The sequence below is a fragment of the Streptococcus sp. KHUD_018 genome (genome assembly GCF_054861215.1).
In genome coordinates, this window is the sequence record NZ_CM142176.1 from 488,803 (window position 1) to 501,066 (window position 12,264).

Consider the following 12,264-nt stretch of genomic DNA (forward strand, 5'->3'; position numbering starts at 1 on the left):
AAGAAAATAAAAAATCTGCAAAACGCTTGACATATTTTAGAAACGTGATAAAATAATAGTCGTAGGGCGAATAAAATCGCTTTCAAACAAGAACAAAATTTTATAAGGAGATTTTTGCTATGGATTATAGTAAAGTTGCTACCGAGGTCATTGAGGCTGTTGGTAAAGAGAATCTTGTAGCTGCAGCACATTGTGCGACCCGCCTTCGTCTGGTATTAAAAGATGAAGCAAAAGTGAACCAAGCAGCTCTAGATAACAATGCTGATATTAAAGGTACATTTAGCACAAACGGACAATACCAAATTATTATTGGTCCCGGAGATGTTAACTTTGTATATGCAGAAATTATCAAAAAAACAGGTTTGAAAGAAGCTTCCACAGATGATTTAAAAGAGATTGCGAATAAAGACAAAAAATTTAATCCATTGATGGATTTGATTAAGCTTTTGTCAGATATCTTCGTTCCAATTATTCCTGCATTGGTTGCAGGTGGTCTTTTGATGGCATTGCGTAACTTCTTGACATCACCAGACTTATTTGGACCTCAATCAATTGAAGACATGTACCCTGCTATCAAAGGGATTTCAGCGATGATTCAATTGATGTCTGCTGCTCCATTTATGTTCTTGCCTGTTTTGGTAGGTATTTCAGCAGCTAAACGCTTTGGAGCAAACCAATTCCTTGGTGCAGCTATTGGTATGATTATGACCACACCAGATTTAGGTGGTAAAGAAGCTTTTTGGGATATTTTAGGTTACCATGTTACACAAACAAACTACGCTTACCAAGTTATTCCAGTTCTTGTGGCTGTCTGGTTGTTGGCAACTTTAGAAAAATTCTTCCACAAAAAATTGCCATCTGCAGTTGACTTTACTTTCACACCGCTTTTATCAGTTATGATTACAGGATTCCTAACTTTTACAGTTATTGGTCCTGTGATGTTGGTGGTTTCTGATGCCATTACTAATGCTATTGTATGGTTATACAATACTACAGGTGCATTTGGTATGGGGCTCTTTGGTGGAACATATTCATTGATTGTTATGACAGGGCTTCACCAATCATTCCCTGCTATTGAAACACAGTTATTGTCGGCATACAATAATAACGGTACTGGATTTGGTGACTACATCTTTGTTGTTGCTTCAATGGCAAACGTTGCGCAAGGTGCAGCCACTCTTGCTATCTACTTCTTGACTAAAAATGCTAAAACTAAAGGCTTGTCAAGTTCTGCAGCTGTCTCTGCTTTCCTTGGTATTACTGAGCCTGCCCTATTTGGGGTGAACTTGAAATACAAATTCCCATTCTTCTGTGCTCTTGCTGGTTCAGCAGTCGGTGCCTTTGTTGCAGGCTTGACCCATGTCATTGCTGTTTCTTTGGGAGCAGCTGGATTTATCGGATTCCTATCTATTAAAGCAGGTTCAATCCCTATGTATGTAGTTGCAGAAGTGATTTCATTTGCCACAGCTTTTGCCTTGACTTATTTCTATGGTAAAACAAAAGCAGCAGGTGTCTTTGCTGATGAAGCCGCAACGGCAACTGCAGAAACAGTTGCTGAAACTACAGTAGAAGCGCCAGTAGTGGAAGAGTCTGATACTCTTCAAAATGAAACACTTGTAACTCCTATCGTTGGTGATGTAGTTGCCCTTGAGAATGTTAACGATCCAGTCTTTTCAAGTGGTGCAATGGGACAAGGAATCGCAGTGAAACCAAGCCAAGGCGTGGTTTACGCACCAGCTGATGCAGAAGTATCGATCGCCTTTGCCACAGGACATGCTTACGGTTTGAAGACAGCAAATGGAGCTGAGATCTTGATCCACGTTGGTATCGATACTGTATCTATGAATGGTGAAGGTTTTGAACAAAAGGTTGCTCAAGGCGACAAGGTCAAAGCTGGTGATGTTCTCGGAACCTTTGATTCAAGCAAAATCGCTGCTGCAGGTCTTGACGACACAACAATGGTTATCGTAACCAACACAGCAGACTACGCTTCTGTGACACCAGTCGCAAGCGGTTCAGTTGTCAAGGGTGACGCTATCATCGAAGTGAAAGCCTAGTCCTCTTCAAAAATCAAATCTAAAAACAAAACGAACAAATATCATGTTTGTTCGTTTTTACTTGGATGGTAAGATTTACAGAGGAAAATCTAAAATATTGAGAAATCTAGCTCTTTAAAATGTGCTATAATAGAGAAAACAAAGATAAGAGGTTTATCATGACAAAATTATATGGAAGCTTAGAAGCGGGCGGTACAAAGTTCGTCTGTGCTGTCGGAGATGAAAATTTTAACATTGTAGAAAAAACACAATTTCCTACAACAACTCCTATCGAGACGATCGATAAAACCATCGAATTCTTTTCAAAATTCGATAATCTTGCAGGCCTTGCCATCGGTTCCTTCGGTCCCATTGATATCGACAAAAACTCAAAAACCTATGGCTTTATCACAACGACTCCAAAACCTCACTGGGCAAATGTAGACCTACTTGGTGCCCTTCGTCGTGCCCTCAACGTACCCATGTATTTCACAACCGACGTAAACAGCTCTGCCTATGGTGAAGTAGTTGCTCGTAACAATGCTGGTGGCCGTATCGAAAACTTGGTTTACTACACGATCGGTACAGGGATCGGTGCAGGTGTTATCCAACGTGGTGAGTTTATCGGTGGTGTCGGTCACCCTGAGATGGGTCACTACTATGTGGCTAAACACCCAATGGATGTAGAAAAAGAATTTAATGGGGTTTGTCCTTTCCACAAGGGATGTTTGGAAGGCTTTGCAGCTGGACCAAGTTTGGAAGCTCGTACAGGTGTTCGCGGTGAAAATATTGAACTCAACAGCTCTGTCTGGGACGTTCAAGCCTACTATATCGCTCAAGCTGCGGTCAATGCTACAGTGACTTTCCGTCCCGACGTGATCGTCTTTGGTGGTGGGGTTATGGCCCAACAACACATGCTGGACCGTGTGCGTGAGAAATTTACAGCTCTTCTAAATGGTTACCTACCAGTACCAGATGTGCGTGACTACATTGTCACTCCAGCAGTCGCAGGCAATGGTTCTGCCACACTTGGAAACTTTGTCCTTGCTAAGAGTGTCGCAAAATAAAACAAACAAAAAATCCGCTTGGGAAACCAAACGGATTTTTCTATTCTCAAAACATCTGCCAGAAGAAATCAATAATATAGGTCAAACCATAAGTATAAACCACTAGGGTAAAGGGCTTGGTCAAAACGATGATAATCATATAGCGTTTGAAGGTCATCTTGGTAAGGGCAGCCAGCATGCAGAGAAAGTCAGCCGGACTGACAGGCCAGATCATCATAAAGATAAAGAACCGCTCGAAACGATTGCCCTTATCTAGCCAACCGATGTACTTGTCATAGGTGCGCTTGCTGACGACCGACTGGACAAAGGCAGCTCCATAGAGTCGCACGAGGTAAAAGATAATGGCACAGCCAATCACGATGCCGATATAGTTATAGATAGTTCCGATGATGTGTCCGTAAATAAAGACCCCAGCCACTGAGGTCAAAGCTCCCGGAATGATCGGAACAACGGTTTGTAGGATTTGTAAAAAGATAAAGAGTGGTGGCCCCCAAACCCCAGCTTGCTGGATAAAGGCTGATAGGGTTTCTTTGGACTGTAAAACTCCAGCCTGATAGGCCCAAATACAGAAAATCAGGGTGCCGACTCCCCCGACGATAGACGAAATATTGATGACTTGCTGTAGAAGGGGAGAAACAGCTTTCATTTGCTTATGCTGTGACATAGAAACTCCTTATAGATAGTATGATTCTACTATACCATATTTTATGGAGAAAAACTATTTGGATTATCTGACTGGAGAAATAAGTGTGGTAAAATGAGAATAAGAAAATGACAGTATAGAATGAGGGGTATCATGTTAGGTTTAAACTTTAAAGGAAGCTGGCGCCAATATCAAAAACAGGTCTTGGGTCGTTTTCAGGACTATCAAGCAGACGGTCATGTTCATCTAGTGGCCGCTCCAGGGTCTGGAAAGACCACCATTGGTATCGAGTTAATCGCTCGTTTTGGCAACTCAGCCCTCATCTTAGTTCCGACTGTCACTATTCGTGAACAATGGGTAGATAGGATTCAAACAGCTTTTCTAGAGGATGGTCAGAGGCTTTCAGACCTCGTTTCCCAAAACTTAAAGGAGATGAAGGCATTAACGATTGTGACCTATCAGGCTTTTCATAGCGCCATGAACCAACTTCAATCACAAGAAGATGGAGAAGCAGAGGATTTTGTGGGGTTTGATTTGCTTGCAAGCCTAAGAGCTCAGAAAGTTGCGACTCTTTGTTTGGACGAATGCCACCACCTGCGCAATGAATGGTGGAAAAGTCTGGAAGCCTTTCGCAAGCAGTATGAACCGCTGCAAGTCATCTCCCTGACAGCGACACCACCTTATGACAGCGAGCCTGAACTCTGGGAACGCTATATCCGTATGTGTGGGGAGATCGATCAAGAAATCACGGTACCTGAACTAGTCAAGGAAGACACTCTTTGCCCTCATCAGGATTTTGTCTATATGTGTTCACCAACAGCTGAAGAGGCGGAACGTCTCAAACGGTTTGAGGAGACTAAGTGGGACTATATTCATCACCTTATAGTCGCTCCTGATTTTCAAACATTTGTGGCAGGGTCTAAGGTCCTCAAAGGGGATATTTCATCTGATTTTCTCTTAGAAGATCCCAAGTACTTGTCAGCTATGTTGATTTATATGCATTCTCAGGGGTTAACGATTCCTCCCTCTTTGCAAAATTTACTGGGAACCCAGAAGCTTCCAGCATTGACCTCCTACTGGCTGGAGACGCTGTTGCAGAGCATACTCTATCAGACACCAGATTGGTATGAGGATCCAGATGGATATAGGAAAAAGTTAGAGGCTGACTTGAAGGCGCGTGGGTTGGTGGAAAAACGTCAGGTTTATCTGGTTAAGTCTAAGGCTTCTGACCAGATTTTAAGCCAATCTCTAGGGAAGTTGTCTGCCATTGCCGATATCTTTTTGACGGAGTATGAGAGTCTAGGTCTGGAACTGAGACAGTTAGTACTATCTGACTATATTCGCAAGGATTTTGCCACCTATCTGGGAGATAATCAGGCAACCATTTCTCAGTTGGGGGTACTCCCTTATTTTGAAAGCATTCGTCGAAAAGCTCAGGAGCAAGAGATACCTGTGTCTTTGGCTGTCTTGTCAGGTAGTGTCGTTATTTTGCCTACCGATGTGGCAGCAGAGTTTAAGGAGCTCTTGCCTCAGGTTCCTCTTATTTTCTCACCTATTGGTCACTTGGATCCAAAAGATTATGTGCAGGTTGGTTTTCCGAGCTCAGCTAAGGGAATCGTAGCGGCAGTGACGGAGCTTTTTCAACGAGGGCGGATTCAAGTCCTAGTCGGAACCAAGTCTCTCCTCGGAGAGGGTTGGGATGCTCCTTGCGTTAATTCCCTAATCCTCGGAAGCTTTGTGGGGAGCTTTATGCTGAGTAACCAGATGCGCGGGCGTGCCATTCGTATCTGGTCGGGACATCCAGAAAAGACCAGCAACATCTGGCATCTGGTAGCCGTTCAAGCGCAAGCACTTATCACTCTTCCTGGTGAGGAGCCTAGACCAGAGAGCAATCAGGATCTGCAGACCTTGTCGCGACGGATGGAGCATTTTCTTGGATTGGCCTATAATCAGGAGAGTATTGAGACCGGTTTGGATCGTTTGGATTTTCCAAAGCCCCCTTTTAAGAAAAAGCAAATTAGTGAGTACAATGAGCGAGTTAAGAGTCTCTCCAAGGATCGAGCAGGCTTGAGACTAAAATGGCAGGAAGCTCTTGTCGTAGCGGATCAGTTCGAGATAGTTACAGAAGTCGCAACCCAAAAACAGAAGGTCCCAGTCATGCTCTTGCTTGATGCATTAAAATGGGTACGCATGTCTTTGCTCTTGTTAGCAGTGGATTTGTTGGTCTTGCTATTTAGAATGAGACTGACTGGAGTTTGGTGGCTTACAGCAGCTTGTCTCCTCTTTTTGGCCTTTGCATCTTGGCGCTACCTCTGCTATAAGAGTCCCTATAAACGTTTGCAATCTCTGGGTGAGCAGATCCGAAAGGCTCTGCTAGATTCGGGGTATCTAACAGATGATCAATCCCGTGTTCAGGTAGAGGAGAATAAGGAAAATTACATGGTCTTTGCCTATCTCAAGGGAGGAAGCATGAGGGACAAGGAGTTGTTTGCGCAGACTGTGGGAGAGTTCCTTGCTCCAGTGGACAATCAACGCTATCTCTTGAAGGCAGAGAAAGTCCGACAAGGTCAGTCACCTTACTATGTCGTGCCTAGTCTTTTTGACAAGCGCAAGGAAGAAGCACAGAAATTCCTCGACTTTCTGAGGCCGACTATCGGACTCTATCACCTCGTCTATACACGAACAGAGGCCGGACGGAAAACTCTTCTAGAAGCTCGTATCCAAGCTCTCTCCAATCAAAACGACCGTACCTTGACTAAGAAGAAGGTTAAAAGCCGGTTGGAGTAGGGGTGGTAAAATATACCCCTCTAGAAAATAAAAAAGCAAAGGGAGAAAATATGGCAGATACAATTTTAATTTTAGGTAATGGCTTTGATATTGCTATGGATCGAAAAACAAAGTATACTGATTTTATTGACTTCGAAAAACAATTATTTTCTAATCCAGATGAGGAGTTGTTAGAATTTCTAAAAGTTAAAAATATAAGGATTGAGAAATACAAGGATAATTTATATTTAAAATTTATCAATGAGAATAAAGCTACTCTGGGAGATAATTGGTCTAATCTTGAAATAATGATTTCGCAACTTGCAGATGCAATAATGTATTTCAAAGAAAATAATGATTTAATATTCAAAGTTACTATTACAGGACAAACTGGGTTACTGGATGAGAAATTATCAAAAGAAAAAAATTATAGGTCAAAATTATATATTTCAGATTTGTTTTTTTTACTCTTTCATAAAAAAGGCTGGGGTTCTTTAGAAAGAGAAGTTGCAATGGAAAAGTTGAATAATGAATTTATCAATCAACTTGATCTATTGATTGAATTGTTAGAAATATATTTATCTTATAGAGACTTTCTTGATTTTAAAGTTATCGAGATAAAATCCAAGCCAACAGCTCTAGATGCAATATCAGATTTGTCAAATTCCTCTGTCCTAAACTTTAATTATACAAACACTTCACGATATTTATTTGGAACTTCTGCGAAGAGAACTCATTTCATACATGGGCGAATTGACTTAATTAGAACCTTCAGTCGAATTAATACGATGGTTTTTGGAATTGAGGATAAAGAAAATGATGTTAACAGTGATTTAATTCCCTACCAGAAATATTATCAAAGAGTAGTAAAAGAAACGGGAAATGATTTTGAAAAATTTTTTAAACGAACTTTCTATGATATAGATGACGAATTCGGAAGTCAACTTGCAAATTCAAAGAATATCATTGTTTTTGAACACTCGGTTGACCCTTTGGATAAAGAAATATTTCAAAAATGTTTTGCATTAGCAGAAAATGGAAAGTATGATTATAGATTTATTTTCACTTATTTTAATGATTTAGCTAAACGTTCAATTATTAAGAATCTCGCAATCATCCTTGGGAAGGAAAAACTGATAGAATTAACAGGTAAACAGAATGTTGTATTTATAAAGAGTGATGATAAGGATGGTATGAAAGAAGTTCTACTACCTTAATAAAGTTAAGAATAGTTTATAGCCCACTCGCTCTAGTCAGGTCGAGTGGTTTTTCTTGAAATATGATAAAATAGAAAAGATAATACATTAATTAAGGAAAGTAAAAATGGCAAGTAAAGAAAATGCAGAACGCAAGGAGTTGCATCGTAAAATTTGGGCGATTGCGGACGATGTGCGTGGGGCTGTAGACGGTTGGGATTTTAAACAATATATCCTAGGAATTCTGTTCTATCGTTTTATTTCAGAGCACATGGCAGACTATTTTGACCGTGCTGAGCATGAGGCTGGTGATTTAGAATTCCGTTATGCTGACTTAAGTGACCAAGAAGCTGAGCAAGATTTCAAACCAGGTACAGTTGAGGATAAGGGTTTCTTTATCCTTCCAAGTCAATTATTTGAAAATGTCGTCAAGAACGCCTCGCAAAATGAAAATTTAAACGAAGAATTGGCTAATATTTTCCAAGATATTGAAAAGTCAGCCATTGGCTTCAAATCAGAAGATGATATCAAAGGTTTGTTTGATAACTTGGATACACGAAGCAACATCCTTGGTGGAACTGTTCCAGAAAAAAATAAACGCCTATTTGATATCCTCAATGGTATCAATAGCATTAACTTTGGCAATTTTCAGGACAATGATATTGATGCTTTTGGGGATGCTTATGAGTTCTTGATTTCCAACTATGCTAGTAATGCAGGGAAAAGCGGGGGTGAATTTTTCACACCTCAGACAGTTTCTAAACTACTAGCTCGGCTAGTCATGGTCGGAAAGGATAAGATTAACAAGGTTTACGACCCAACCTGTGGGTCGGGCTCGCTTTTGCTCCAGATGAAAAAACAATATGAAGAACATATCCTAGAGGATGGTTTCTTTGGTCAAGAAATCAACATGACCAACTATAACTTGGCTCGTATGAATATGTTCTTGCACAATATCAACTACAATAACTTTGACATTAAGCGAGGAGACACCCTTTTAAATCCTCAGCATTTAGAAGAAAAGCCATTTGATGCTATCGTTTCTAACCCTCCGTATTCTGTCAAATGGGTGGGAGATGGAGATCCAACTCTGATAAACGATGACCGTTTTGCGCCAGCAGGGAAACTAGCTCCCAAGTCAAAAGCTGACTTTGCCTTTATCATGCATAGTCTCAACCACCTGTCTAATAAAGGTCGAGCAGCTATTGTATGTTTCCCGGGCATATTCTATCGTGGCGGAGCTGAAAAGACCATTCGTCAGTATCTGGTATATAACAACTTTGTTGAAGCAGTCATTGCCCTTCCAGATAATCTTTTCTTTGGCACTTCTATCGCAACTACGATTTTAGTTCTGGCGAAGAATAAACTTGAAAATAAAACACTCTTTATTGATGCGAGTAAAGAGTTCAAAAAAGAGACTAATAACAATGTTTTGACAGATAGTAATATTGAGCATATTGTTGAATTGTTCACTAATTATCAAAGTGTAGACTATAAAGCAGCTCTTGTTGATAATGAAGTGATTGGTTCAGAGCAGGATTATAATCTATCTGTCTCAACCTATGTCGAACCAGAAGATACACGTGAGAAGATTGATATTGATGAGCTCAATAAAGAAATCGCTGAGACTGTTGCCAAGATTGACCACTTGCGTGTAGAGATAGATAAGATTGTAGAGGAGCTTAGCCATGGCGAATGATGTGATTCTCTATAGAACTGATGACGGGGAGTCCGCTATTGAACTTCACTTGGATAATGGAACGGTCTGGCTGACCCAACAAGAACTGGCTGAGCTCTTTCAGACCTCCAAGCAAAACATTAGTAAACATATCAAGGCGATATTTGAAGATGGAGAATTGGATGAAACAGTGGTTGTCAACTATCAGTTGACAACCACTCGTCACGGTGCAATAGCTGGTAAAACTCAGTCAAAAAAAGTCGCCTACTATAATCTGGATATGATTTTGGCGATTGGTTATCGTGTGCGCTCCCCTCGTGGAATCCAGTTCAGACACTATGCTTCGACAGTCTTGAAAGAGTATCTGATTAAAGGCTTTGCTATGGATGATGAGCGCTTGAAAAACTTGGGTGGAAGCTCTTACTTTAAAGAACTCCTGGAAAGAATCCGAGACATCCGCTCTAGTGAAAAAGTCTTTTACCGTCAGGTTTTAGATCTTTTCGCTACATCTAGTGACTACAATGCAAACTCGCAAGAGGCAAAGAAATTCTTTGCGACGGTTCAAAACAAGATGCATTATGCCATTCACCACAATACTGCCAGTGAACTCATCTACAATCGTGTTGATAGTGAAAAGGAGTTTATGGGATTAATCAATTTTAAGGGAGACCTCCCTACTCTATCTGAAGCAAAGGTTGCCAAGAACTATCTGACAGAAAAGGAACTCCGTGGGCTCAATCAGCTTGTATCAGGATATCTAGACTTTGCGGAAAGACAGGCAGAGCGAGAAGAAGTCATGACCATGGCTGACTGGGTGACTCACGTAGATCGCATTCTTCTGGCTACTGGAGAAGACTTGCTGGATAATAGTGGTTCTATCTCTCGTGAACAGATGAAGCAGAAGGTAGATAAGGAATATAAGAGCTACCAAGCTAAGACCCTCAGTCAAGTTGAAAAAGATTACCTCAAGGAAATCAAAAGTATTGAAAATCTAGCCAAGGAAGGAGGTAAGTGATGAACATCCTAGAAGAAATCCAGAACTGTCCCGTTGAGTGGAAAGAGTTAGGGGAAGTAGTTGAGGTTTTGGATAGTTTAAGACGCCCAATAACAAAAAGTCAAAGAATTCCGGGTGATATTCCTTATTATGGAGCTAATGGAATTCAAGATTATGTCAAAGATTGGATTTTTGACGGCACTTTTATTTTAATGGGAGAAGATGGAAGTGTAATAAAAAATGATAATTCACCTATATTACACTGGGTGATAGGTAAAATTTGGGTTAACAATCATGCGCATATTTTAGGTGAAGTACCAGGATGTGCTTTATTGAAATATGTGTATTATGTATTGAGTCAAACTGATGTCTCTGATATTGTTAGAGGGACACCTCCTAAGCTTAATCAAAAGAATCTAAAAAGTATAAAAATTCCAATTCCTCCTCTAGAAATTCAAGAAAAAATAGTGCAAATACTTGACAAATTTACCGATTATGTTACAGAATTAACCTCAGAATTAACCTCAGAATTAACCTCACGTAAAAAGCAATATTCTTTCTATCGAGATAAACTTTTGTCCTTTGAGGATGAAGTTTATCGGGTTGAGTGGAAAACTATTCAAGATATTTCTGTTAAGATTGTTACTGGAGTAACGCCTAAAAAATCATGCGAAGATTATTATCTTAAAGGTACTATTCCTTGGCTTAGAACAAATGAAGTAAAATTTAATACAATAACAACTACAGAAAAATATGTTACTGAGAAAGCTGTTGAAGAAACGGGTTTAAAATGGATACTGCCAAATAGCATAATTATTGCAATTTCAGGAGCAACTGCTGGTAGAGTTGCGATGAATAGTATTCCTTTAACAACTAATCAACATTGTTGTAGTATTAGTGTTGATGAAAGAATAGTAAATTATAAGTATTTGTATTATTGGTTGGTTAATCAAAATAGGCAGATATTGAGTTTGAAACAAGGAGCACGTGGGGATATAAATATGAGTATGATTAAATCATTGAAAATCCCAGTTCCATCTCTTGAAATACAGTCCCGTATTGTTCAAGTTTTAGACAACTTTGATACGGTTTGTAACGACTTAAATATCGGACTTCCCAAGGAGATTGAACTACGCCAAAAACAGTATGAATATTTTAGAGAAAAACTCTTGACATTCGTCGCCGAAGGCGAGTACACTGAGAGTAGAGTAGAGGAGTGGGACAACTCCGCTATTATCAAGCTTTTACAGTGGGTATTTGGCCCAATTCGGGTGGAATTGGGAGCTATAGGAGACATTATTCGGGGGAATGGGCTTCAGAAAAAAGATTTTCAAGACGCAGGCGTTCCTTGTATCCATTACGGACAGATATATACATACTATGGAATTGAAACAGAGGTTGCAAAATCATTTGTTAATATTGAATTGTCCCAAAAACTTAAGAAGGCAAAAAATGGTGATTTGATTGTAGCGACGACATCTGAAAATATTGAGGACGTTGGAAAAGCTTTAGTCTGGCATGGTAAAGATGAAGTTTGTATTGGCGGCCACTCATGTGTAATTAGAACAGAGCAAAATAGTAAATATTTAGCCTACTTTTTTAGAACTAGCTATTTCCAAAACCAGAAGAAAAAAAGAGTCTTGGGAACTAAAGTGATTGAACTTTATCCTAAAAACCTTGCAAAAATTCAAATAATATTACCTTCTTTATCAACACAATCTCAAATTGTCACCGTTCTTGACAATTTTAACACCTTAACAGACTCTCTTTCTGAAGGCCTTCCAAAGGAAATTGAACTAAGACAGAAACAGTATGACTACTGGCGGGAACAACTATTAAACTTTACTAGATAAATTCTTTAATCATTTTGAGATAGAATCTCAA

Annotated in this window: 8 protein-coding genes; 7 read left to right on the forward strand and 1 reads right to left on the reverse strand. The window is 39.9% G+C overall.

The features are described 5' to 3' along the window. Positions 1-119: 119 nt before the first annotated feature. Positions 120-2,057, forward strand: a complete 1,938-nt coding sequence (locus ACVBD2_RS02515; protein WP_235098022.1) for a sucrose-specific PTS transporter subunit IIBC — start codon at positions 120-122, stop codon at positions 2,055-2,057. 158 nt (positions 2,058-2,215) lie between these two features. Further along, the gene (gene scrK, locus ACVBD2_RS02520; RefSeq protein ID WP_009729856.1) at positions 2,216-3,103 is read left to right on the forward strand and encodes a fructokinase ScrK; all 888 of its coding nucleotides are present in this window, start codon (positions 2,216-2,218) and stop codon (positions 3,101-3,103) included. A 46-nt stretch (positions 3,104-3,149) separates the two neighbouring features. On the opposite strand, the gene ACVBD2_RS02525 is transcribed toward scrK, so the two are convergent. Beyond that, positions 3,150-3,767 carry a TVP38/TMEM64 family protein gene (locus ACVBD2_RS02525; RefSeq protein WP_065371614.1) on the reverse strand — a complete coding sequence of 206 codons (618 nt, stop codon included), beginning with the start codon at positions 3,765-3,767 and terminating at the stop codon, positions 3,150-3,152. A 132-nt stretch (positions 3,768-3,899) separates the two neighbouring features. On the opposite strand from ACVBD2_RS02525, the gene ACVBD2_RS02530 reads away from it, so the two are divergent. The 5 genes from ACVBD2_RS02530 (at position 3,900) to ACVBD2_RS02550 (ending at position 12,233) form a co-directional block, all read left to right on the forward strand. Then, a complete protein-coding gene (locus tag ACVBD2_RS02530) occupies positions 3,900-6,533 on the forward strand; it encodes a DEAD/DEAH box helicase family protein (RefSeq protein WP_461686030.1) in 2,634 nt (877 codons plus the stop codon). Positions 6,534-6,583: 50 nt separating this feature from the next. Next, positions 6,584-7,729, forward strand: coding sequence for an AbiH family protein (locus ACVBD2_RS02535; RefSeq protein ID WP_461686031.1), 1,146 nt, complete (start codon positions 6,584-6,586; stop codon positions 7,727-7,729). Between the two features lie 106 nt (positions 7,730-7,835). Further along, complete coding sequence (locus ACVBD2_RS02540) at positions 7,836-9,407, forward strand: type I restriction-modification system subunit M (protein ID WP_461686032.1); 1,572 nt, start codon at positions 7,836-7,838, stop codon at positions 9,405-9,407. Further along, positions 9,397-10,401: a virulence RhuM family protein gene (locus tag ACVBD2_RS02545; RefSeq protein ID WP_461686033.1), complete on the forward strand. Its 1,005-nt coding sequence runs from the start codon at positions 9,397-9,399 to the stop codon at positions 10,399-10,401. Before ACVBD2_RS02540 ends, ACVBD2_RS02545 begins: the two co-directional genes overlap by 11 nt. Continuing rightward, entirely contained in the window at positions 10,401-12,233 is a 1,833-nt protein-coding gene (locus ACVBD2_RS02550) for a restriction endonuclease subunit S (protein WP_461686034.1), read from the forward strand. The genes ACVBD2_RS02545 and ACVBD2_RS02550 overlap by 1 nt, the downstream gene beginning before the upstream one ends. Positions 12,234-12,264: the final 31 nt, after the last annotated feature.

Coding starts and splice junctions, on each gene's coding strand:
- ACVBD2_RS02515 (WP_235098022.1), top strand. CDS start 120: ATGGATTATAGTAAAGTTGCTACCGAGGTCATTGAGGCTGTTGGTAAA.
- scrK (WP_009729856.1), top strand. CDS start 2,216: ATGACAAAATTATATGGAAGCTTAGAAGCGGGCGGTACAAAGTTCGTC.
- ACVBD2_RS02525 (WP_065371614.1), bottom strand. CDS start 3,767: ATGTCACAGCATAAGCAAATGAAAGCTGTTTCTCCCCTTCTACAGCAA.
- ACVBD2_RS02530 (WP_461686030.1), top strand. CDS start 3,900: ATGTTAGGTTTAAACTTTAAAGGAAGCTGGCGCCAATATCAAAAACAG.
- ACVBD2_RS02535 (WP_461686031.1), top strand. CDS start 6,584: ATGGCAGATACAATTTTAATTTTAGGTAATGGCTTTGATATTGCTATG.
- ACVBD2_RS02540 (WP_461686032.1), top strand. CDS start 7,836: ATGGCAAGTAAAGAAAATGCAGAACGCAAGGAGTTGCATCGTAAAATT.
- ACVBD2_RS02545 (WP_461686033.1), top strand. CDS start 9,397: ATGGCGAATGATGTGATTCTCTATAGAACTGATGACGGGGAGTCCGCT.
- ACVBD2_RS02550 (WP_461686034.1), top strand. CDS start 10,401: ATGAACATCCTAGAAGAAATCCAGAACTGTCCCGTTGAGTGGAAAGAG.